Origin of the sequence: Thiomonas sp. FB-6 (genome assembly GCF_000377645.1) — a bacterium.
GTDB lineage: Bacteria > Pseudomonadota > Gammaproteobacteria > Burkholderiales > Burkholderiaceae_C > Thiomonas_A.
Map to the genome: position 1 here is coordinate 16,285 of NZ_KB898480.1, position 20,615 is coordinate 36,899.

Below are 20,615 nucleotides of genomic sequence, written 5' to 3' on the forward strand. Positions count from 1 at the left end.
AAGCACGCGGCTTGGCCAAGGGGGGATCGGAAGCCCCGCGATGCCTTCGGGCACCGTCGGGCAATGGGGGGGCGGGATCAGTGCATGCCTTCGCCCGCGGCCGGCGCGCCCTGCGCCGGAGAACCGGAGGCCGCACCGCGCTCCTGCTGCGCGGACACGCCATGCGCCTCGGCGCCGGCCTGGGCCGGCGCGGCGGCCGACTGCGACTCGGCCTGAGCGGCCGCAGGCGCCTGTTCCGGGGGCATGCCCGCCGCCCACGCGCCCGCCCATGCACAGCAGCCTGCCAGTGCGAGGGTCAAGGTCCTGGAGCGAAACGCAATCATGGTCGGAACTCCCTGCGGTCGCGGACCTTGCCGCGGCACATGCCGGAGCGGGTCTGCACCCACCATGAAGCAACCGCCGTGCCAGGCTGATTTTCCCCAGATATATCGGCAACTTGGGACACTTCGGCCGCAAGGCGGCCGGATCCGGGGCGGAATTCGGGGGGCCGGCGGGCCCGTTTTGTCGCCGGGAGCCGACGCTTTGGGGCCCCGTGGGGCAAATCTGCGCCGCCAAAGGCCTTTTTTGTCGCCGTGGGACGACAGCGCCCCAGGGACTCAGTCGCCCTGCTTGAACAGCGCGGGCGAGAGCTCGTGCTTCTGCAGCAGCCGGTAGAACTCCGTGCGGTTACGCTGCGCAAGGCGTGCGGCCTCCGACACCTGTCCGGCGGTGACTTTCATCAGCTGGATCAGGTAATCGCGCTCGAAGCGGTCCTTGGCCTCGGCATAACTGAGGATTTCCACCGGCTTGTTGCGCAGCGCGCGAGCCACCAGCGCCGCCGGGATGCGTACCGTCGTGCACAGCGCGCAGCACTGCTCGACCACATTCATCAGCTGGCGCACGTTGCCGGGCCAGTCGAAGCGCATCAGCGCTTCCATCGCCTCGGGCGCGAAGCCCAGCACGTGGCGCCCGTGCTTGGGCGCCAGGGTGCTGACGAAATGCTGCGCCAGCGCGGCGATGTCCTCGCGGCGTTCGCGCAGCGGCGGAATGTGCAGGTTGACCACGTTGAGCCGGTAGTACAGGTCTTCGCGGAAGCCCTGCTCGGCGATCAGCGCTTCCAGGTCACGGTGCGTGGCGGAGACGATGCGCACGTCCACCGGCACCGCGTGCTGGCTGCCCAGGGGGCGCACCTCGCGCTCCTGCAGCACGCGCAGCAGCTTGGCCTGCAGGGCCACCGGCATGTCGCCGATCTCGTCCAGGAACACCGTGCCGCCCTGCGCACTCTGGAACAGGCCCTTGCGGGCCACGTCGGCGCCGGTGTACGCGCCCTTGACGTGCCCGAACAACTCGGATTCCAGCAGCGCCTCGGGAATGGCGGCGCAATTGATGGCCACGAAGGGGCCGGCGCGCCGCTGGCTGGCCTCGTGCACCGCGCGCGCCAGCATTTCCTTGCCGGTGCCCGATTCGCCCTGGATCAGCACGTTGGCCTGGCTGGCCCCCACCAGCGCCACCTCGTCGAGCAGCGCCGCCATCAAGGGGCTGGCGGTGACGATGCCCGCCAGGCGCGGCTTGCCGGCGGCCGGCTGGCCCGCCGCGCCCTCGCCCACCGCGCGCCGCAGCAGGTCCAGCAGTTCGGTGGCCTCGAAGGGTTTGGTGAGATAGCCGAACACGCCGCGCTGTGCCGCGGCGACGGCGTCGGGGATCGTGCCGTGGGCGGTCAGGATGATCACCGGCAGCGAGGGATCGGAGTCGTGGATGCGTTCGAACAGGGCCTGGCCGTCCATGCCGGGCATGCGCAGGTCGGTGATGACCGCGCGCGGGCGCGCCACGGCCAGGCGCGCCAGGGCCTGCTCGCCGCTGCCCGCCAGCACCGGGCGGAACCCGGCGGAGCGCAGACGCATGTCGAGCAGGCGCAGCAGGTCGGCGTCGTCGTCGACCACGAGCACGCTGGAGGCGGCCTCGCTCATCGCGCCGGCCCCTTCGGCGGCGGCGGCTTCGGGGCGTGTTCCTGGCTACGGTTCTGCAATTGCACCTCCAGGTTCTTGATCTGGCCGATCTTGTCCTCCAGATCGGCGGCCTTGCGATTGGCTTTCACGAGGTCGGCGCGAGCCTGGGAAAGTTCCACGGTCTGACGGCTCAGGCGCTGCAGAACGCGGATGAACTGGCGGCTGGCGCGATCCTCGGTCAGGAAGTCCAGACCTCCAAGCAATTCGTGTGCCTGCGCGGCCTCTTCGATGGTGGGCGCGGCCCGCGCGATCAGCAGGTAGGCCAGTTCCAGGCGCTGCTCCGGGCGGCGGCGCGCGCCCAGCGCCTGCAGTTGCTGCTGGCGCTGGTTGGCGGAAGCCTGGCTCATCGCGGAGATCTGGCGCAGCAGCTGCGCGATGGCCGGCATGCCCAGCGGAGCGCTCGCGGCGCCCGATTCGACGCCTCCAGGCGACAGCTCCGCCGCCTCGGATGCGGTCTCGGATGCGGTCTCGGATGCGGACTCGGATGCGGCCCCGGATGCGGCCGCTGCCGCGAAGGGCGCGCCGCCGGGCCGCGAAACGCCCGCGCGCGGCGCGCTGGCCCCGGGCGCGGCCGGCGCACCGGGGGTTGCCGGCGGCACCGCGCAGGCGCCGAGCCCGGCGGCCAGCGCCAGGGGCAGCGCGCGCAGGACCAGGCGCGGGGAGCGCGGAACGAACACTGGGAGGGTCATGGTCACGTGGGCGTGGGGTTCCGGGCCGGCGCCGCGAAGGCGGGCGGGACGTGGTCGTGCAGGTGCGGAAGGCGCACGGTAAAGCAGGCCCCGCCGCCCTCGGATGATTCACCAAGCTGGATGCGTCCGCCGTGAAGCGTGGCGTATTCCTGCGCGATGGCCAGGCCCAGCCCGTTGCCCGGGGCGGCGCCCGCCGGCTGGCGCATGCCCTGGAAAAAAGGCTCGAACAGGTGTTCCCGGTCCTGCTCGGCCACCCCGGGCCCCTGGTCGCAGACGCTGACCGTGACGGCCTCCTCGTCGTCGCGCATCTGGATGCGCACCACGCCCCCCGCGGGGCTGAAACGCATGGCGTTGATCAGCAGGTTCTCGAACAGGGTGTCGAGCTTGCCCTGGTCGGCCTGCAGCGCCGCGGCCTCGCCGTCGATGCGCACGGCCACGTGCTTGGCCCGCAGCGCCAGTTCGTTGCGCCGTACCAGCGAGGCCAGCAGTTCGTTCAGGTTCACGCCGGCCGACACCAGCGGGTCCAGCCGGCGCTGCGCGCGGCTGTAGTCGATCAGGTTCTCGATGCGCTGCTGCAGGTCGCGCGCGTTGCCGCGCATGATGGTGCCGATCTCGCGCTGCTGCGCGCTCAGCGGCCCCGCCACGCCGTCGAGCAGCAGTTCCACCCCCTCGCGCAGCGAGGCCAGCGGAGTCTTGAGTTCATGCGACACGTGGCGCAGGAAGCGCTGCTTCTGCTCGTCGGTCTCGCGCAGGCGCCGGCGCAGCCAGTCCAGCTGATGGCCCAGTTGCACCAGGTCGCGCGGGCCGCGCACCTGCGGCTGCGGCTGCAGGTCGCCGGCGCCGAGCTTGCGGATCGACTGGTCGATCTGGCGCAGCGGGCGCGTGAGCACCCACGACAGCAAAGCCGCGATGAGCACCGACAGCAGCAAGGCCGCCCCGGCCTGCAGCAGCAGCGCTGCGCGCAGGGTGCGCGACTGCCGGCCCAGATCGCTGACCTGGCGGTCGACCAGCAGGTTTCCCGCGCTCAGGATGCGGTCGATGCTCGAGGCCAGTTCCGCGAAGCGCGGCGCGAAGGCGTCGAAGCGCGGCAGGTCGGCCGGCCCCGCGCCGCCGAGTTCTTCGTACAAGGCGGCCTCGCGGGTGGCGATGCGCTGCAGCCTGGCCTGTTCCTGCGCGCCGAAAGGCATGGCCTGCAAGGTGCGCAGCTCGGCCTGCAGCGCCCGGTGCGCATCGCGCATGCCCACGCGCAGCTGCGGGTCCTGCAGCACGTAGTACTGCCCGGCCGAGCGCTGCAGCGCCGACAGGTCCTCGGACATCTGGCGCGTGGTGCGGGTGACGTCGACGGTGATGCGGATGGCCTGGCGGGTCTGCAGCGCCAGGCGCTGCTGCGCATAGGCCGTGTAGAGCATGCCCACGACCAGCGGCAGCATGACCAACGCGAAGGCGGCCAGCAGCAGCGCATGGAAGGAGCGCGGATACGGTGGGGTCGGGGACTTCAGCGGCATGGGCGGCGGCGGACCGGGCGCGGCGCGCCCCTTCGCGGGCTGTCGGGGGCGCTCGGGCCCATTATCCCCGGCTTCAGGGCGTATGCGCGTCCTGCACGAATCGCCCCGCCCCGTCACGACCCAGGGCCTTGGCCAGCCAGGGGCCGGCCTCGCGCAGCGCCTGCGGCAGCCCGAACGGCGGATTCAGGACGAACATGCCGCTGCCCATCAATCCGTAGCCGTCCGCGCGCGCCGGCGCGGTCCACAATTGCGCGTCCATCCAGGCGCCCGGGGCCAGCGCCCGCAGGCGCTTGGAAATGCGCTGGGATTCCAGGCTCTGCAACAAGGGATACCAGACCAGGTACACGCCGGTGGCGAAACGCTCCAGCGCGTCGCGCAAGGCGACCAGCAGGCGCGTGTAGTCGGCGTCGAGTTCGTAGGAGGGGTCGATCAGCACCAGCCCGCGGCGCGAAGGCGGCGGCAGCACGGACTTGAGCTCGGCGAAGCCGTCGGCCTGGCGCACCGTGGTCTGGCGCCGCCGGGCGAAGGTCGACTGCAGCGCGCGGAAGTCCGCGGGATGCAGCTCGAACAGACGCATCGGATCGTCCGCGCGCAGCACGCCGGCAGCCAGCAGCGGCGAGCCGGGCGCGACGCGCAGGGCGCCGTCCGGGTTGAGGCCCAGCACGGCGCGCAGGTAGTCCAGCACCGCCTCGGGCAGTTTCCCGGGCGAGCCGTCCACCAGGGCGTGCTGCACGTCCTCGCGCTGCCACAGGCTACCCACGCCCTCCATGTACTCGCCCAGGCGCTGGCTCATGCGTTCGGCGAGCTGGTAGCTGCCGGCGCCGGCGTGGGTGTCCACGTAGCTCAGCGCCTTGGGCTTGGCCGCCAGCAGGTGCAGCGCACGCAGGAGCACCACGTGTTTGAGCACGTCGGCGGGATTGCCGGCATGGAAGGCGTGGCGGTAGGCGAGCATCGGATGGGGATTCGGCGGACAAGGCGCAACTGTAGCGCCGCCGGGATTGTCCCCCGACGGACGCACCCGTGCACGGGGCCCGCAGCCGGCGCCGGGCCGCCCCAAGGCGGCTGCGACCCCCTCGGGGGGCAGCGAGCGTCAGCGAGCGTGGGGGCCGTCCCGCAGCCGGCGCCGGGCCGCCCCAAGGCGGCTGCGACCCCCTCGGGGGGCAGCGAGCGTCAGCGAGCGTGGGGGCTGTCCACTACTTGGCGGGGGCCAGGGAGCAGTGGCCGGCGTCGGCGGCGGGGCCGTTGCCCAACGCCAGCGGCATCGGCTCGGCGAAGCGGCGGTGCGGCGTGCTGGCGTGCCAGTCCAGCGCCAGCAGCACCAGCACCACGGCCCACAGCAGCCAGGCGCGCCAGGCGGCGAGCAGCCTGCGCCATGGGGCGCGGGAATCCGCGGATCGGGGATCGTGCCTCATGACGTTCAGCCCCCCACGCCCAGGCGCTTGCGCAGGCGCACGCCGAGCAGACTGCCCGCGAAAGCGCAGGCGAACCAGATCCACCCGTGCAAGGAGCCGGTGGCGATACCGGAGAAGTAGGCCCCCACGTTGCAGCCGAAGGCCAGGCGCGAGCTGTAGCCCATCAGCAGCCCGGCCACCACCGAGGCCACCCAGGCGCGCGCGGGCAGGCGCAGCTTCGGGCACAGCTTGCCGCCGCGCTGCGCGGCCAGCAAGGCGCCGAACAACATGCCCAGGTCGGTGATGCTGGTGTTGTCGGCCAGCACGCTGGCGTGCAGCTGGGCCTGCTGCACCGGCAGACCGTAGAAGGCGTTGTGCGAAAGGTCGACGCCGAAGGCCTGCACGATCTTGGCGCCCCACAGGCCCAGCCCGTAGACGATGCCCCAGGGCTGGCCGCCCACCACCAGGTTGAGCGCGCCCAGCACGCCCAGCGCGGCCGCGGCGATCCACACCGCGGAGCCCTTCCAGCGCCGCGGGGCCTCGGGCCGGCGCAGGCGCCACGCCAGCGCCGCCAGCACCGCCAGCACGCCCAGTTGCAGCACCAGCGTGCCGGCGGCACCCAGGCGCTGCACCAGGGACACCGGCGGCAGCGCGCCCAGGCTCAACCAGGCCGGAAGTTGCGCCGAGCCGGCGAAGCTTCCGAACACGAAGGCCGGCAGCACGGCCAGGCTCACCGGGTGGCCGAGCCCGGCCTTGTACAGCGTGCCGGAGCCGCAGCCGTCGGCGATCTGCATGCTGGCGCCGAACACGAAGGAGCCGATCAGCAGGCTCCACGACAGCGGCCCGTCGGCCCCCTGCAGCTCGGGATGCGCGGCCAGCAGCGGCACGCTCAGCACCATGCACACGGCGATGGCGAAAAACTGGGCCAGCAGCCCCGTGGGGTCGCGATGGGTGATCCACACGCGCCAGCCGGTGGTGAAGCCGAAGCTGCCGGCCGCCAGCGCCACGCCCAGCCCGACGCCGATGCACCACAACAAGCCCTGGCGCCAGCCCACCAGCCACGTGGTGGCGGCGAAGCCGGCGAATGCCAGCGCGAGCAGCAGGGCCTGGGTGGAGCGCGCCCCCCGCGGGCGCGCCGGGTTCAGTGTGAATGCCAGGTCTGCTTGAGTTGCGCCCATAGTTGATCGCTGCGGGAAGGAACGTGGGTCATCGGCTCGTCGTGACGCGACCAGTCGACCATGGAACCGGGGTACAGGCGCACCCCCGGGCGGTGCAGCAGTTCGGACAGCACGAACCAGTTGGTCGCCGCCCAGTGCCCGGTGTTGCAGAAGGAGATGGTCTGGCGCGCCTGGGCTTCCTGCGCCGGCAGCCCGGCCGCGAGGGTGCGCAGCACCGCCGGGGCCGGCAGCGCCCCGCCGCCCTGCGGGAACCAGCGCAGGTTGTTGAAGTCCACCGATCCGCCGATGGTCCCGGGGGCCACCGCGGCCGGGGCCTTGGCCTTGCCTTCCCAGAAGGCGGGCGGGCGCGCGTCCAGCAGCACGCGCGAGGCCTGCGGGGCCTGCACGGCCTGCAGCACCTCGGCGCGCGTGGCCAGCAGCGCGGGGTCGGGGCGCGCGACGAAATCCGAAGGCGTCACGCTGGGGACGGCCGTCTGCAGTCCGCCCAGCCCGGCGTCCTTCCAGGCCTGCATGCCGCCGTTGAGGATCGACAGGTGGCGCATGCCCAGCCACTTCAGGGTCCAGTACACACGCGCCGGCGCGCCGAAGTCGCTGGGGTCGCCGCCGGCCGAGACCAGCACGACCTGCTCCGAGGCGTGCAGCCCGAGGCTGCGCACCAGATGCACGAAGCTGTCCACCGGCAGCAGCTTGCCGGGGTTGTCGGCGCCGCCGCGCCAGCGCCCGTAGGGCGCGTTCACCGCGCCGGGCAGGTGCCCCGCCGCATAGTCGTCGGCGTCGCGCAGGTCGACGATGCGCAGGTCGGCCAGGCGCTCCTGCAAGGCCGCCTGCAGCTGCGCCGGCTGCACCAGCGGCCCCAGGGAGCCGGCCGCCGCGGCGCCGGCCTGCGTCGCCCCCGCGGGCTGGCTCAAGGCCCAGGCCGCCAGCGTCAGCCCCAGCCCGAGCCCGCGCAGCAGACGCCGCCAGAAACCGCCCCTGGGCGCGGCAACATCAGCATGAGTTTTCATGCCGACATTTTCCGCCCCGCCCCTCATCCGAAAAAATACCCTTTTCGCATACCCTTAGAACCCAAGGAAATAAGCGAACACTCCCCGCACGCCATGCGCTATCGCCGCGCCGCCAACGGCGGCAGCGGCCCGCTACCGAGCCCGCCTGAAAACCTCCCGCAAACGCGCAACTCCCCCAATGCCAGGAAACCTCCTGCCGCCGGGCCGCCTCAGGCGCCTCTGGAGCCTCTGGAGCCCGCCTGAAAACCTCCCCCAAACGCGCAACTCCCCCAATGCCAGGAAACCTCCTGCCGCCGGGCCGCCCCAAGGCAGGGGTTGTCCCCCACGGGGGGACGGAGCCGGGCTCGCGCCCGGCGACGGAGGGGGCCGTCAATACCTCCCCGTACCCCCCGCCAGCGCGATGAACAGGCGCGCCGCGAAGCCGACCAGCGGCCGCGTCCACCAGGCCACGCGCTGGCGCAGGCGGGCTTGGTCGATGGGCAGCGCCCAATGCAGCTGCTCGCGCACGTGGCGCGCCAGGTCCCCGGCGAAGCCGGCATCGCGCACCACCACGTTGGCTTCGCGATTGACCAGCAGGGACAGCGGGTCGATGTTGGAACTGCCCACGGTGGCCCAGGCCTCGTCGACCACGGCCACCTTGCCGTGCAGGTAGGCCCGCTGGTATTCGTGGATGCTCACGCCGGCGTCGATCAGCTCGCGGTACAGCGCCTGCGCGGCCCAGGCCGCGGCGCGGTAGTCCGCGCGCCCCTGCAGCAGCAGGCTGACGCGCACGCCGCGCAGCGCGGCCGCCTTCAGGCTGTCGCGGAAAGCCTGCCCGGGATAGAAGTAGGGGCAGACCAGCAGCACCGATTCGCGCGCCTCGTCGATGGCCTGGATGTAGCAGTGTTCGATGGACCGCCGGCGCAGCAGGTTGTCGCGCAGCACCAGCGCGGCGCGCTGCGGCGCGGCGCCGCCGGCGCAGGCGGCCGCGGCGGGCGCCGAGACCGCCGCGACGCGGGCGGCACGCAGCCCGCGCGAACCCGGCAGCACGCCGGCGGCGCGCAGTTCCTCCACGTAGCGCCTGCGCTGCTCCTGCGAGCCCAGCAGGCGCGGGCCGGGCGCGCGGCGCAGCCCGCGCTGCACGCTGCCGGTGGCCACCGTGCGCAGCCACAGCCGGCGCATGCTGCGCAGCACCTGCGCCACCACCGGCCCCTGCACGCTCACCGCGTAGTCCAGGCGCGGCTGCTCGCTCCAGCCATGGTGGATGTCGTAGCAGTCGTCGATCAGGTTGATGCCGCCGACGAAGGCCACGCGGGCGTCGACCACGCACATCTTGCGATGCAGGCGGCGCCAGTGCCCGCGCTGCAGCAGGTCGATCCAGCGCCGCCAGGGCCGGTACACCATGAATTCCACGCCCTCCGCTTCGAAACGATGGCGCAGCGTGGGAATCGACCGGTTCGACCCCAGCCCGTCCACCAGGACCCGCACCTGCACGCCGCGGCGCGCCGCGGCGATCAGCGCCTCGGCCAGTTCCAGGCCGGTGGCGTCGTCGTGGAAGATGTAGGTTTCCACCCAGATGCTGCTGCGCGCCTCGCCCCAGGCCCGCAGCAGCGCCGGGAACAGGCTCTGCCCCAGCGGCAGCAGCTCGACGCAGTTGCCGTCGCGCCAGGAGGTGCGCAGCGGCGCGCGTTCGCTGCCGCTGCCCTCGCGCAGCGCGCGCAGGTTGCGCCGCCACCACGCGCGCAGGCGCCTGCGCCGCGGGCTGCTGCTAGCCATGGGCCTCGCGCCGCGCCGCGCCCCGGCCCAGCACCCGCGGCGCCCCCTCGGGCAGCGCGGTCAGGTCGACCAGCAGCGGGGCATGGTCGGAAAGGCGCGCCCAGTCGGCGCCCCAGCCCAGGCCCAGGCCGTGGGGGGCGAAGCCGCGCACATAGATGCGGTCCAGCGGCATCAGGGGCAGCCAGGCCGGGAAGGTGCGCGTGCGGTGGTGCCAGCGCGGATGGCGCGGGTCGACGCTGGCCGCGGCGCGCGCCGACACGTCCAGCAGGCCCGAGACGGCGAGCTCGGCGCCGAGTTCGCCGCGCCAGTCGTTGAAGTCGCCGCCGACGATCACCGGCTCCTGCGCCGGAACCTGGCGCGCCAGGTACTCCGCCAGGCGCTCGATCTGGCGCTTGCGCCCGCCGCGGAACAGTCCGAAGTGCACCACCACGCAATGCAGCACCTGCGCCGGCGCGCCGCCCGCGCTGCCCTGGGGCAGGGCCAGGCGCACGTGCAGCAGCCCGCGCTGCTCGAAGCGGTGGTCCGAGACGTCCTCGTGCGAGACGCCCAGGATCGGAAAGCGCGACAGCAGCGCGTTGCCGTGCTCGCCGTGGCGGGTGCGCGCGTTGGTGTGATAGGCGGCGAACATGCCCAGGCCCTGGCCCAGCAGTTCGTGCTGCGGCTGCTCGGGCCATCCGGCCAGGCGCAGCGCGTGGCGCCGGTGCTCGAACTGCACCTCCTGCAGCAGCACCACGTCCGCGTCCAGCCTGCGCAGGCCTTCCTGCAGCGCGTGGATGCGCAGGCGCTTGGCCGGCCCCATGCCCAGCACGCCCTTGTGGATGTTGTACGAGGCCACGCGCAGCGCATGCGGCCAGTCGCGTGCCGGCGTGCGCGGGTGCATCAGGCCCCCTCGCAGCGGCCCAGGCGCCGCGGCAACTGTTCGATGGCCTGGGCGTTGGACGCGGAAAAGCACTTCGCGGCCGCGTCGCGCCACGGCAGCCATTGCCAGGCGCGGTGTTCGCGCTCGGCCAGGCGCACCGGCGTGGCCTCGGGCACTTCCAGGCTGAACACGTGCTCGACGTTTTTCCACACGCCGGGCGCGTAGCGATGGCGCCAGCGCGGGTAGATCTCGTATTCGTTGGCCAGGCGCCAGTCGCACAGCGCGCCGCCGGCCACGATGCCGGTCTCCTCGGCCACCTCGCGCGCGGCCGCCGCGGCCAGCGGCTCGTCCACGGCGTCGAGGCTGCCGGTGACGCTTTGCCAGAATCCGGGCTGCGCCGCGCGCTCGATCAGCAGCACGTGCAGCCGCGGGTCGTGGATCACCACGAGCACGGACACCGGCAGCTTGGGCGCCGGCACGGCCTCAGCCCCCTCCCCGCCGCGCGCGCACGCCGGCGGCCAGGTCGTGCAGCAGCGCCAGGGTGTCTTCCCAGCCCAGGCAGGCATCGGTGATCGACACCCCCTCGCGCAGCGGCTGGCCGGGGCACAGGTCCTGCCGGCCTTCGTGCAGATGGCTCTCGACCATGACGCCGGCGATGCGACGCTCGCCGGCCGCGATGCGCCGCCCGATGTCGGCGGCCACCTCGATCTGGCGCCGCGGCTGCTTGGAGGAATTGGCGTGCGAGCAGTCGATCATCACCTGCTCGCGCAGCCCGGCACGGCGCAGCACCTGGCAGGCACCGTCGACCGCCGCGGCGTCGTAGTTGGGCTGGCGCCCGCCGCGCAGGATGACGTGGCAGTCGGCATTTCCGCGGGTCTCGAAGATCGCGGCCACGCCCATCTTGGTCATGCCCATGAAGGCATGCGGCGCCCCGGCGGCCACCACCGCGTCGGCGGCCACCTGCACGCCGCCGTCGGTGCCGTTCTTGAAGCCCACCGGGCACGAAAGCCCCGAGGCCAGTTGCCGGTGGCTCTGGCTCTCCGTGGTGCGCGCTCCGATGGCGCCCCAGGCGATGAGGTCGCTGAAATACTGCGGCGACAGCAGGTCGAGGAATTCGGTGCCGGCCGGCACCCCCATGCCGCCGATCTGCAGCAGCAGTTCGCGCGCCCGGCGCAGGCCTTCGTTGATGCGAAAGCTGCCGTCCAGGCGAGGGTCGTTGATGAAGCCCTTCCAGCCCACCGTGGTGCGCGGCTTCTCGAAGTACACCCGCATCACCGGCAGCAGCGCGTCGCCCAGCGCGGGGCCTGCGTCGCGCAGGCGCGAGGCGTACTCCAGCGCCTGCGCGGCGTCGTGGATGGAACAGGGCCCGACGACCACGATCAGCCGGTCGTCGTCGCCACGCAGCACGCGCGCGATGTCCGCGCGCGCCTGCTCCACCAGTTGCTCCACCGCCGGCGTCACCGCCAGTTCCTCCAACAGCACCGCCGGCGACACCAGCGCGCGCACCGCGGCGATGCGCGTGTCGTCGATGCGCGTGGTGTCCAGCGTGGCCTCGGCCCGGCCGGCCTCGCTGTCGTGCCGGGGGTCGTCGATGCGGGTCATGGCGGGGGCGGCCGGTTCAGGTGGGGGTGTCCTGGCGCAGGCGGATGTGCAGTTCGCGCAACTGGCGCTCGTCGACCGCGCTCGGGGCGTCGGTGAGCAGGCATTGCGCGCGCTGGGTCTTGGGGAAGGCGATGACGTCGCGGATACTGGCCGCGCCGGTCATCATGGTGACGATGCGGTCCAGCCCGAAGGCGATGCCGCCGTGCGGCGGCGCGCCGTATTGCAGCGCGTCGAGCAGGAAGCCGAACTTGGCCCGCGCCTCCTCCTCGCCGATGCCCAGCGCGGTGAACACCTTGCGCTGCATGTCGGCACGGTGGATGCGCACCGAGCCGCCGCCGATCTCCCAGCCGTTGAGCACCATGTCGTAGGCCTTCGCCAGGCAGCGCCCGGGGTCGCTGGCCAGGTAGTCGACGTGCTCGTCCTTGGGCGCGGTGAAGGGATGGTGGCAGGCCACCCAGCGCTGCTCGTCGTCGTCGAACTCGAACATCGGGAAGTCCACCACCCACAGCGGCTTCCAGGCGTCCTCGAACAGGCCGGCGGCGCGGCCGAACTCGCTGTGGCCGATCTTCACGCGCAGCGCGCCCAGCGCGGCGTTGACCACCTTGGCGCGGTCGGCGCCGAACAGCAGCAGGTCGCCGTCGCGGGCTCCGCTGCGCTCGAGCAGCGCGGCGATGGCCGCGTCGTGCAGGTTCTTGACGATCGGCGACTGCAGGCCGTCGCGCCCGCGGGCGACCTCGTTGACCTTGATCCACGCCAGGCCCTTGGCGCCGTAGATCTTGACGAAATCGGTGTAGGCGTCGATCTCGCTGCGGCTGATCTGGCCGCCGCCGGGAACGCGCAGCGCCACCACGCGCCCGTCGTCCAGCGCGGCCGCGGCGCTGAACACCTTGAATTCCACCTCGCGCATGACATCGGTCAGCTCGGTGAACTCCATGCGCACGCGCAGGTCGGGCTTGTCCGAGCCGAAGCGCGCCATCGCCTCGGAATAGGGCATCACCGGGAAGGGTTCGGCCAGGCGCACGCCCAGCACCTCGGCGAACACGCCGCGGATCATCGGCTCGAACAGCCCGCGGATCTCGGTCTCGTCGAGGAAAGAGGTCTCGCAGTCGATCTGCGTGAACTCGGGCTGGCGGTCGGCGCGCAGGTCCTCGTCGCGGAAACACTTGGTGATCTGGTAGTAGCGGTCGAAGCCCGAGACCATCAGCATCTGCTTGAACAGCTGCGGCGACTGCGGCAGCGCGAAGAACTGCCCGGCGTTGACCCGGCTGGGCACCAGGTAGTCGCGCGCGCCTTCCGGCGTGCTCTTGGTGAGCATGGGCGTCTCGATGTCGATGAAGCCCTGGGCGTCCAGGTAGCGGCGCACGGCCATCGACACCCGATAGCGCAGCTTCAGGTTGTGCTGCATCTGCGGGCGCCGCAGGTCCAGCACCCGGTGGGTCAGGCGCGTGGTCTCCGACAGGTTGTCGTCGTCCAGCTGGAAGGGCAGCGCGGCCGAGGCGTTGAGCACCTGCAGCTCATGGCACAGCAGTTCGACCTTGCCCGAGCCCAGCGATGCGTTCTCGGTGCCCTGCGGGCGGGCGCGCACCAGGCCGCGCACCTGCACGCAGTATTCGTTGCGCACCCCCTCGGCCACCGCGAACATGGCGGCGCGGTCGGGGTCGCACACCACCTGCACCAGGCCCTCGCGGTCGCGCAGGTCGATGAAAATCACCCCGCCATGGTCGCGGCGCCGCTGCACCCAGCCGCACAGGCTGATGGTTTGTCCGAGCAGGGCTTCGGTGACGGCGCCCAGGGTATGGCTGCGTAGGGTCATGATCGAGAGCAAATGAGGCTTTGGCGTTGCCGAAAGGAGTTTCGGGAGACTTGCGGCGCGAGGCGGCGCCGCGACGGCGGGGTCAGCGCGACGGAGCCTGCGCGGATGGCGGCAGCGGCGCGACCACTCCCATCGAGATCACGTATTTGAGCGCCTCGTCGACGCTCATCGAAAGTTCCACCACTTCGGCCCTGGGCACCATGAGGAAAAAGCCCGAGGTCGGGTTCGGCGTCGTGGGCACGTACACGCTGATGTGCTCGCCCGGCAGGTGCCGCGCCACCTCGCCCCCGGGCTGTCCGGTGACGAAGGCGATGGTCCAGCTCCCCGAGCGCGGGTACTGCACCATCACCGCCTGGCGGAAGGCGTTGCCGTTGCTGGAGAACAGCGTGTCGGAGACCTGCTTGACGCTGCTGTAGATGCTCTTGACGATGGGGATGCGGGCGATCACCGAATCCCACTGACGCAGCCACCATTGGCCGACGAAGTTGGCCACCAGCAGCCCGGTCAGCAGGATGGCCGCGACCACCACGACCACGCCCAGCCCGGGCGTGCGCGCCAGGTTGTCCAGCAGCGGCTGCAGCGAAGGCGCGACGGCATCCAGCGCGCCGATCACGGCGCGGAAAATGCCGTCGAACACCGACAGCAGCTGCCACAGCACCCAGATGGTGATGGTCAGCGGCAGCCAGACCAGCAATCCGGCGACGAACAGGTTTTTCAGGCGCATGCGCAGCTTTCGCGCGGCAACGTCGGTTGGGGGCGGCGGCGCGCGCCGATCGGGGGTGTTCTTCAGTGGCAGGCGCAGGACGCCCCGCAGGACGCCGCTGGCGCGGACTCGCCCGCCGTGGGCGTCGCCGCGGCCGTCGCCGCGGCGGGCGCGGCGGCCCCTGCGGCCGACTTGTCGGCGGTGGAGGCGCCCGAGCCGCCCTTGAAGTCGGTCGCGTACCAGCCCGAACCCTTGAGCTGGAAGCCCGCGGCGGTGACCTGCTTGTGCAGGGCGGCGGCGCCGCAGGCGGGGCAATCGCGCAACGGCGCGTCCGAAACCTTCTGCAGCGCGTCCAGGCTATGTCCGCAGGACTCGCAGCGGTATGCGTAGATGGGCATGACGAACTCCTGATGCGAAAACCGCTCGCCCGACGACGTCGCGGGCTGGGGCCGACTTGTAGATGAAGGGAATGCGCACGGAATTCAAGGTCCGTGCCCGCACCCCCGGCGCCTGGGGCCCGGAGGTGCAAGATTCGTGCCGATTATAGGGAAAACACCGCGGCGGGGGCCGCGGGCGCCGACCCGTGAAACGCTCCTAGCGCGCCGGCTGCGGGTCGCGCACGAGGCGCCGGCCGCTGCCCTGCGGGAAATCCGCGAAGGCGGCCGCGGCGAGCTGCGCCGCCACCGGTCCGATACGCTGGTCGTAGCCGCCGATCACCGCGCTGCTGCGCCACACCAACGCGCCGCTGGCCGCGTCGCGGATCTCCACCTCGAACACCCGTTCGTACCACGGCGGGGGCCACGACCAGCCGTGGTACCACCACGGATAGCCGTTGTAGATCCAGGCGCCGTCGGGCAGCAGGATCGGGGGCCCTGGAGGCGGCCAGGCGCTGGGGAAGCTGGCCTCGAAATCGACGTAGACGCGAAAGGCGTAGCGCGCGGTGTACGGAGCCGGGCTGCCCAGCAGCGGCACCATGCCGGCGCGGGTCATGGCGTCGAGCACGGCCGTGCGCAGCGCCTCGGCCTGCGGGCCCTCGGCATCGGCGGGGGCGGCCTGCAGTTGCACATGGGCGCCGACCAGCGCCTGCGGCGCGGGCTTGGGCGTGTCGACGTGGTAGGCGTTGACGTTCAGCGAGGCGCAACCGCCCAGCAGGCCGAGCAGCGCCAGCGCGCCGAGCAGCAGCAAGGCGCGCAGCGAGTACGCCGCGCCACGGGCAGGACCAGGAGTCGACAGCGAAGGATTCATGGGTCGGCACGCGCGGGACGGGAGCCCGCTGCGTCAGGAGCTACTGTACTCGCCCGGCGCGACCCTTGGCTTGCCACGGCCACGGCCTTCGGGGCCGGCGCGGGGCCCCGTGCCGCCTGTCAGCCCGCGCTGTCCAGCCAGGCCAGTGCCTGGCCTGCCGCGGGGGACGGCGCGCAGGGTTCGGGGTCGAAGGCCTTGTCGCCGTCCGGGTCGGGCAGGCCCTGCGCGCGCAGTCCGGCGAAGGGGTAGGCGCCGCGATCGAGCAGATGCGAAGGCACGACCCGCCCGAGCGCGCCGAACATGGACTCCAGGCGCCCGGGATATTGGCGCTCCCAGTCGCGCAGCAAGGCCGCCACCTGCTTGCGCTGCAGCTGTTCCTGGCTGCCGCACAGGGTGCAGGGGATGATGGGAAAGTTCCGGTGCGCGGCCCAGCGCGCCAGGTCGGCTTCCTCGACGTAGGCCAGCGGGCGGATGACCACGTGGCGCCCGTCGTCGCTGACCAGCTTGGGCGGCATGGCCTTGAGCTTGCCGCCGAAGAACAGGTTGAGCAGGAAGGTCTGCAGGATGTCGTCGCGGTGGTGGCCCAGCGCGATCTTGGTGGCGCCGAGTTCGCCGGCCACGCGGTACAGGATGCCGCGGCGCAGGCGCGAGCACAGGCTGCACATCGTGGCGCCCTCGGGAACCACGCGCTTGACCACCGAGTAGGTGTCCTGCTGCTCGATGTGGAAGGGTACGCCGCGGCCCTGCAGGTAGCGCGGCAGCACCTCTTCCGGAAAGCCCGGCTGTTTCTGGTCCAGGTTGACGGCGACGATGTCGAAGTCCACCGGCGCGCGCTCGCGCAGGCTGAGCAGCAGGTCGAGCAGCACGTGGCTGTCCTTGCCGCCGGACATGCACACCATGACCTTGTCGCCGTCCTCGATCATGCCGAAGTCGCCGATGGCCTGCCCGACCAGGCGGTGCAGGCGCTTGGACAGCTTGTTCAACTCGTGCTCGTGCTTGCGCGGGTCCATCGCGTCGCTCCGGAACGCGCTCAGCGCGCGGGGCGGTCCTGGGCGACCTCGATGCCCACGCCGTCGCAATCCGGAAAGATGTTGGGCTTGTCCACGCGCACGCGCACGCGGCGCACGCCTTCGAGCCCCAGCACGCGCTGCGCGATGCGCCCGGCCAGGGTCTCCAGCATGTTCACGTGGCCGTGGCCGACCTCCTCCAGCGCGATCGAGCGCAACAGGCGGTAGTCCAGCACGTGGGCCACGTCGTCGGCGGCCGGCAGCGACGGGGCATCGGGCAGCTCGGCGGCGATCGACACCAGCAGTTGCTGGCGCGAACGCAGTTCGTGCTCGAGGATGCCCACGCTGGCCTGCACGCGCAGGCGTTCGAGATACAGGGTACGCATGGTCAGAAGGCGAAATCGCGGGAGCGCGGTTGCAGGTGCTGGCCGGCGTCCACCAGCAGCTCGCAGCCGCTGATGGCGGGGTTGCGCAGCGCGAACAGCACGGCGTCGGCGACGTCCTCGGCGCGCGGCCCCTCGCCCAGCGGGCCGGCGGCCTGCAGTTCGCGCAGCCGCGCCTCGTCGATCAGCTCGCTGCCCAGGGTCATGCCCGGGGCCACGCCCACCACGCGCACATGCGGCGCCAGCGCCTGCGCCAGCAGGGTGTTGGCCTCGCGCAGCGCCGCCTTGCTCAGCGTGTACGAAAGGTGGTCGGGGTTCGGGTTCCACAGCTTCTGGTCGAGCAGGTTGACCACGCAGCCGCGCGCCCCGCGCCTGGCCACGTCCTCGTGCAGCGCGCGTGCCAGCAGCACCGGCGCGACGGTGTTGACGCGGTAGTGGCGCAGCGCCGCCTCGGCGCCGAAGTCGGCCACTGCGTCGTACTCGAACAGCGAGGCGTTGTTGACCAGGGCATCGACCCGCCCGAGGGCGCCGGCCGCGCGCGGCACCAGCTCGCGGGCCTGGGCCTCGTCGCCCAGTTCGGCGCCGAAGCTCTCGGCGCGGGCGCCCAGCGCGCGCAGGCACGCGCCCAGCTGCTCGGCCTCGTCGCGCGAACCCCGGTAGTGCAGCGCCAAATCCCAGCCGGCCTCGGCCAGGCGCACGGCCACCGCGCGGCCGATGCGCCGCGCCGCGCCGGTGACCAGCGCCACCGGCCGCTGCGCGGCGGGGTCGCCGGCCGCGCCGGCAGCGCCGGACGCGGGGCTGGATGGAGCTTCGGACATGGCGGCGAATCTACAATCGCGTCGATGGAGCAAACGTGTAGTCTACCCCGCGAGCCGGCCGCCGCTCCGGCCGGCCAGGAGCAGCGCGCCGCCGGGCTGATGGAGCTGCTGCACCGCGAAATCGCCACGTCCGGCGGCTGGATCGGTTTCGACCGCTACATGCAGCTGGCGCTGTACCAGCCCGGGCTGGGCTATTACGCGGCCTCGCCCGGCGTGCTCGGCGCCTGGGGCGGCGCCAGCGACTTCATCACCGCCCCCGAGCTGTCGCCGTTGTTCGCGGCCACGCTGGCCCGCCAGCTGGGCGGGCTCGGCGCCTCGCTGGGCCTGCAACGCGTGGTGGAGTTCGGCGCCGGCAGCGCGGCGCTGGCCTGCGGCCTGCTGCGCGAACTGGCCGAGGCCGGGGCCTGGCTGCCCGAGGAATACGCCATCGTCGAAGTCTCCGCGGCGATGCGTGAGCGCCAGCAGGCGGCGGTGGCCGCGCTGCCGGCGGAACTGGCGCGGCGCGTGCGCTGGTGGGAAAGCCTTCCGCAGCGCTTCGACGCGCTGGTACTGGGCAACGAGGTGCTGGACGCGATGCCGGTGCGCCTGCTGCACCACACGCAGGCCGGCTGGGTGGAGCGAGGCGTGGGCCTGGACGCCGGCGGCGCTCTGGCCTGGAGCGAGCGCGAGCTGCCGCCGGGCTGCGAGCTGCGCCCCAGCCTGCGCCAGCTGCCGCCGGGCAGCGTCACCGAATGGCACGAGGCGGCCGAGGGCTTCATGCGCAGCCTGGGCGCGCACCTGGGCCGCGGCGTGGCGCTGCTGTTCGACTATGGCTTTCCGGCGCGCGAATACGACCATCCGCAGCGCACGGGCGGCACGCTGCGCTGCCACCGCGCCCACCGTGCCCACGACGACCCGCTGTGGGAACCGGGGCTTTCGGACATCACCGCCCACGTCGACTTCAGCGCCATGGCGCGCGCCGCGCGCGAAGGCGGGCTGGATCTGCTGGGCTACACCAGCCAGGCGCGCTTCCTGCTCAACGCCGGCCTGCTGGATCTGCTGGCCCCGCGCATGGCCGCCGGGGACGCAGCCTCGCTGCGCCTGGCCGCCGGCGTGCAGAAACTGCTGGGCGAGCACGAGATGGGCGAGCTGTTCAAGGTGCTGGCGGTCGGCCGAGGCGTGGACGCCCCGCTGGCCGGCTTCGCCCAGGGAGACCGCAGCGCCGCGCTGGACGACGCGCCCTCCCCGGACGCGCCGCCGCACGAGGCCGCGCCATGGGACTGATCGGCTTCCTGCTCGGCAGCCTGGTGCTCAGCGCCCTGCTGCCCTGGCTGAGCAAGTTCGGCTTCGGCCGCATGCCCCTGGACCTGCGCTGGCGCATGTTCGGCAAGCCCTGGCTGCTGCCGCTGGGCTCGCTAAGCCTGCTGTGGCTGGGGCTGTGGCTGGTGGACCGCCTGCTGCGCTGATTCCGCGCGCGCCGGCCAGATGCGCAGCGCCGCCACGGCAATCAGCAGTTGCACCAGGATGACCAGGGCCACGCAGCCGGGCCAGCCGGCGTGCAGCCACACCACGCTGGGGGCGAAGGCCCCCACGCTGCCCCCGATGTAGTAGCACATCACGTACAGCCCCACCGCGCTGGAACGCGCCTGGCGCGCGAACACCGGAACCTGCGAGGTCGCCATGCTTTGCGCGATGAAGACCCCGACCGAACTCAGGGTCAGGCCGATCACGATCAGCACCAGGCTCGACGCCAGGGTCAGCGCGATGCCCAGCACCGAACAGGCCACCGCGGCGAAGAACACCCGGCGCTGGCCGAAGCGCCAGGCCAGGCGCCCGGCCGGCGGCGTGACCAGCATGCCCACCAGGTACACGGTGAACAGCAGGCTGAGCTGGCGCAGGTCCAGCCCGTAGGGGGCGGCCGCCAGGTGGAAGCTGACGTAGGTGAAGCTGCACACCTGGGAGAACAGGATGCCGAATCCGATGGCGTAGCTGCCCAGCAGCAGCGGATTGCGCAGGTGCAGCGGCAGCCCGGCGAGGGATTCGCGCAGGCTGGTGGACGGACGAAAACGCGTCGAGGCGGGCAGCCACGCGGCGATCACCACGGCGATGCCGGCATTGATCAGGCCCAGCAGCACGAAGGCGGACTGCCAGTCCCAGCGAGCGGTGGCCAGCCCGGCGATGAAACGCCCCAGGAAGCCCCCGGCGACCGAGCCGGAGATGTACAGCGCCGTCACCGACGGGATCTGCCCCGGCGGCCATTCCTCGCCGATGTACGCCACGGTGGCGGTGAAGATGCCGGGAATGCACAGCCCCTGCAGCAGGCGCCACAGCAGCAGGCCGTGCAGGGAGTGCGCGGTGGCCGCCAGCAGCGTGGTCAGGGCCAGCGCGCCCACCGACAACAGCAGCACGCGGCGCCGCCCGAAGCGGTCCGAGACGCTGCCGGAGAAGGGAGCGGCCAGCGCCACCGCCAGGGTGGTGAAGGTGATGGTCAGGCTGAGTTCGGCGACGCCGGCGTGGAACACGCTTTGCAGCGAGGGCAGCAGGCCCTGCGTCACGTACATGGTGAAAAAGGCGCTCATGCCGGCGGCGACCACGGCGACACGGGCCCGCCACGACGGCGTGGCCGCGGGTGGGCGCATCAGCACCGCGGGCGGCGCAACGGAGGGCGAGACGGTGGGTGTGGCGGGCATGCGCGACGC

Annotated in this window: 22 protein-coding genes; 2 read left to right on the plus strand and 20 right to left on the minus strand. The window is 72.4% G+C overall.

Features of this window, described 5'->3' with window-relative positions; translation table 11 throughout:
- Positions 1-77: 77 nt before the first annotated feature.
- The 19 genes from D466_RS23895 to D466_RS0109945 all read right to left on the minus strand — a co-directional run bounded on the left by D466_RS23895 (position 78) and on the right by D466_RS0109945 (position 17,937).
- Positions 78-323 (minus strand): hypothetical protein, encoded by a 246-nt coding sequence (locus tag D466_RS23895; RefSeq protein WP_196803460.1) that lies wholly within the window; start codon positions 321-323, stop codon positions 78-80.
- 273 nt (positions 324-596) lie between these two features.
- On the minus strand, positions 597-1,946 hold the full coding sequence (locus tag D466_RS0109860; protein WP_018913554.1) for a sigma-54 dependent transcriptional regulator: 1,350 nt from the start codon (positions 1,944-1,946) through the stop codon (positions 597-599).
- Positions 1,943-2,674, minus strand: coding sequence for a hypothetical protein (locus tag D466_RS0109865; protein WP_038165921.1), 732 nt, complete (start codon positions 2,672-2,674; stop codon positions 1,943-1,945). Before D466_RS0109865 ends, D466_RS0109860 begins: the two co-directional genes overlap by 4 nt.
- Before the next feature lie 2 nt (positions 2,675-2,676).
- Complete coding sequence (locus D466_RS21330) at positions 2,677-4,179, minus strand: HAMP domain-containing sensor histidine kinase (RefSeq protein WP_018913555.1); 1,503 nt, start codon at positions 4,177-4,179, stop codon at positions 2,677-2,679.
- Between the two features lie 73 nt (positions 4,180-4,252).
- The gene (locus D466_RS0109875) at positions 4,253-5,131 is read right to left on the minus strand and encodes a 23S rRNA (adenine(2030)-N(6))-methyltransferase RlmJ (RefSeq protein ID WP_018913556.1); all 879 of its coding nucleotides are present in this window, start codon (positions 5,129-5,131) and stop codon (positions 4,253-4,255) included.
- Between the two features lie 241 nt (positions 5,132-5,372).
- A complete protein-coding gene (locus D466_RS21335) occupies positions 5,373-5,591 on the minus strand; it encodes a hypothetical protein (protein WP_018913557.1) in 219 nt (72 codons plus the stop codon).
- Between the two features lie 5 nt (positions 5,592-5,596).
- On the minus strand, positions 5,597-6,748 hold the full coding sequence (locus tag D466_RS0109885; RefSeq protein WP_018913558.1) for a YeeE/YedE family protein: 1,152 nt from the start codon (positions 6,746-6,748) through the stop codon (positions 5,597-5,599).
- Complete coding sequence (locus tag D466_RS0109890; protein WP_018913559.1) at positions 6,712-7,752, minus strand: sulfurtransferase; 1,041 nt, start codon at positions 7,750-7,752, stop codon at positions 6,712-6,714. The genes D466_RS0109885 and D466_RS0109890 overlap by 37 nt, the downstream gene beginning before the upstream one ends.
- 369 nt (positions 7,753-8,121) lie before the next feature.
- Complete coding sequence (gene clsB, locus D466_RS0109895; RefSeq protein WP_018913560.1) at positions 8,122-9,507, minus strand: cardiolipin synthase ClsB; 1,386 nt, start codon at positions 9,505-9,507, stop codon at positions 8,122-8,124.
- A complete protein-coding gene (locus D466_RS0109900) occupies positions 9,500-10,387 on the minus strand; it encodes an endonuclease/exonuclease/phosphatase family protein (RefSeq protein ID WP_018913561.1) in 888 nt (295 codons plus the stop codon). The genes clsB and D466_RS0109900 overlap by 8 nt, the downstream gene beginning before the upstream one ends.
- Positions 10,387-10,845, minus strand: coding sequence for a dihydroneopterin triphosphate diphosphatase (gene nudB, locus D466_RS0109905; RefSeq protein ID WP_018913562.1), 459 nt, complete (start codon positions 10,843-10,845; stop codon positions 10,387-10,389). Before nudB ends, D466_RS0109900 begins: the two co-directional genes overlap by 1 nt.
- A 4-nt stretch (positions 10,846-10,849) precedes the next feature.
- Positions 10,850-11,968, minus strand: coding sequence for a 3-deoxy-7-phosphoheptulonate synthase (locus D466_RS0109910; protein WP_018913563.1), 1,119 nt, complete (start codon positions 11,966-11,968; stop codon positions 10,850-10,852).
- Between the two features lie 16 nt (positions 11,969-11,984).
- On the minus strand, positions 11,985-13,781 hold the full coding sequence (gene aspS, locus D466_RS0109915; protein WP_026285111.1) for an aspartate--tRNA ligase: 1,797 nt from the start codon (positions 13,779-13,781) through the stop codon (positions 11,985-11,987).
- An 82-nt stretch (positions 13,782-13,863) separates the two neighbouring features.
- Positions 13,864-14,505 (minus strand): DUF502 domain-containing protein, encoded by a 642-nt coding sequence (locus D466_RS0109920; RefSeq protein ID WP_018913565.1) that lies wholly within the window; start codon positions 14,503-14,505, stop codon positions 13,864-13,866.
- Positions 14,506-14,567: 62 nt separating this feature from the next.
- The gene (locus tag D466_RS0109925) at positions 14,568-14,882 is read right to left on the minus strand and encodes an FmdB family zinc ribbon protein (protein WP_018913566.1); all 315 of its coding nucleotides are present in this window, start codon (positions 14,880-14,882) and stop codon (positions 14,568-14,570) included.
- Positions 14,883-15,078: 196 nt separating this feature from the next.
- Entirely contained in the window at positions 15,079-15,729 is a 651-nt protein-coding gene (locus D466_RS21340) for a DUF4136 domain-containing protein (RefSeq protein ID WP_196803461.1), read from the minus strand.
- Between the two features lie 119 nt (positions 15,730-15,848).
- On the minus strand, positions 15,849-16,739 hold the full coding sequence (gene ttcA / locus D466_RS0109935) for a tRNA 2-thiocytidine(32) synthetase TtcA (protein ID WP_018913568.1): 891 nt from the start codon (positions 16,737-16,739) through the stop codon (positions 15,849-15,851).
- Between the two features lie 20 nt (positions 16,740-16,759).
- Positions 16,760-17,122 carry a dihydroneopterin aldolase gene (locus D466_RS0109940; protein ID WP_018913569.1) on the minus strand — a complete coding sequence of 121 codons (363 nt, stop codon included), beginning with the start codon at positions 17,120-17,122 and terminating at the stop codon, positions 16,760-16,762.
- A gap of 2 nt (positions 17,123-17,124) precedes the next feature.
- A complete protein-coding gene (locus D466_RS0109945) occupies positions 17,125-17,937 on the minus strand; it encodes an SDR family oxidoreductase (protein ID WP_018913570.1) in 813 nt (270 codons plus the stop codon).
- Positions 17,938-17,961: 24 nt separating this feature from the next.
- On the opposite strand from D466_RS0109945, the gene D466_RS21345 reads away from it, so the two are divergent.
- Both D466_RS21345 and D466_RS0109955 read left to right on the plus strand, forming a co-directional pair.
- Positions 17,962-19,200 (plus strand): class I SAM-dependent methyltransferase, encoded by a 1,239-nt coding sequence (locus D466_RS21345; RefSeq protein WP_051083731.1) that lies wholly within the window; start codon positions 17,962-17,964, stop codon positions 19,198-19,200.
- Positions 19,191-19,382: a DUF2905 family protein gene (locus tag D466_RS0109955; protein ID WP_018913572.1), complete on the plus strand. Its 192-nt coding sequence runs from the start codon at positions 19,191-19,193 to the stop codon at positions 19,380-19,382. Before D466_RS21345 ends, D466_RS0109955 begins: the two co-directional genes overlap by 10 nt.
- Here D466_RS0109955 and D466_RS21350 read toward each other — a convergent pair.
- A complete protein-coding gene (locus D466_RS21350) occupies positions 19,332-20,606 on the minus strand; it encodes an MFS transporter (protein ID WP_231385690.1) in 1,275 nt (424 codons plus the stop codon). The genes D466_RS0109955 and D466_RS21350 overlap by 51 nt on opposite strands.
- Positions 20,607-20,615 lie beyond the last annotated feature (9 nt).

What these genes read in the sequence shown, in the direction of transcription:
- aspS (WP_026285111.1), bottom strand. Translation starts at nt 13,781, where the DNA reads ATGACCCTACGCAGCCATACCCTGGGCGCCGTCACCGAAGCCCTGCTC.
- D466_RS23895 (WP_196803460.1), bottom strand. Translation starts at nt 323, where the DNA reads ATGATTGCGTTTCGCTCCAGGACCTTGACCCTCGCACTGGCAGGCTGC.
- D466_RS0109900 (WP_018913561.1), bottom strand. Translation starts at nt 10,387, where the DNA reads ATGCACCCGCGCACGCCGGCACGCGACTGGCCGCATGCGCTGCGCGTG.
- D466_RS21330 (WP_018913555.1), bottom strand. Translation starts at nt 4,179, where the DNA reads ATGCCGCTGAAGTCCCCGACCCCACCGTATCCGCGCTCCTTCCATGCG.
- D466_RS0109910 (WP_018913563.1), bottom strand. Translation starts at nt 11,968, where the DNA reads ATGACCCGCATCGACGACCCCCGGCACGACAGCGAGGCCGGCCGGGCC.
- D466_RS0109860 (WP_018913554.1), bottom strand. Translation starts at nt 1,946, where the DNA reads ATGAGCGAGGCCGCCTCCAGCGTGCTCGTGGTCGACGACGACGCCGAC.
- D466_RS21335 (WP_018913557.1), bottom strand. Translation starts at nt 5,591, where the DNA reads ATGAGGCACGATCCCCGATCCGCGGATTCCCGCGCCCCATGGCGCAGG.
- D466_RS0109940 (WP_018913569.1), bottom strand. Translation starts at nt 17,122, where the DNA reads ATGCGTACCCTGTATCTCGAACGCCTGCGCGTGCAGGCCAGCGTGGGC.
- ttcA (WP_018913568.1), bottom strand. Translation starts at nt 16,739, where the DNA reads ATGGACCCGCGCAAGCACGAGCACGAGTTGAACAAGCTGTCCAAGCGC.
- D466_RS0109920 (WP_018913565.1), bottom strand. Translation starts at nt 14,505, where the DNA reads ATGCGCCTGAAAAACCTGTTCGTCGCCGGATTGCTGGTCTGGCTGCCG.
- D466_RS0109925 (WP_018913566.1), bottom strand. Translation starts at nt 14,882, where the DNA reads ATGCCCATCTACGCATACCGCTGCGAGTCCTGCGGACATAGCCTGGAC.
- D466_RS0109945 (WP_018913570.1), bottom strand. Translation starts at nt 17,937, where the DNA reads ATGTCCGAAGCTCCATCCAGCCCCGCGTCCGGCGCTGCCGGCGCGGCC.
- D466_RS0109875 (WP_018913556.1), bottom strand. Translation starts at nt 5,131, where the DNA reads ATGCTCGCCTACCGCCACGCCTTCCATGCCGGCAATCCCGCCGACGTG.
- D466_RS0109885 (WP_018913558.1), bottom strand. Translation starts at nt 6,748, where the DNA reads ATGGGCGCAACTCAAGCAGACCTGGCATTCACACTGAACCCGGCGCGC.
- D466_RS21340 (WP_196803461.1), bottom strand. Translation starts at nt 15,729, where the DNA reads ATGAATCCTTCGCTGTCGACTCCTGGTCCTGCCCGTGGCGCGGCGTAC.
- D466_RS0109865 (WP_038165921.1), bottom strand. Translation starts at nt 2,674, where the DNA reads ATGACCCTCCCAGTGTTCGTTCCGCGCTCCCCGCGCCTGGTCCTGCGC.
- D466_RS21350 (WP_231385690.1), bottom strand. Translation starts at nt 20,606, where the DNA reads ATGCCCGCCACACCCACCGTCTCGCCCTCCGTTGCGCCGCCCGCGGTG.
- clsB (WP_018913560.1), bottom strand. Translation starts at nt 9,507, where the DNA reads ATGGCTAGCAGCAGCCCGCGGCGCAGGCGCCTGCGCGCGTGGTGGCGG.
- D466_RS21345 (WP_051083731.1), top strand. Translation starts at nt 17,962, where the DNA reads ATGGAGCAAACGTGTAGTCTACCCCGCGAGCCGGCCGCCGCTCCGGCC.
- D466_RS0109890 (WP_018913559.1), bottom strand. Translation starts at nt 7,752, where the DNA reads ATGAAAACTCATGCTGATGTTGCCGCGCCCAGGGGCGGTTTCTGGCGG.
- D466_RS0109955 (WP_018913572.1), top strand. Translation starts at nt 19,191, where the DNA reads ATGGGACTGATCGGCTTCCTGCTCGGCAGCCTGGTGCTCAGCGCCCTG.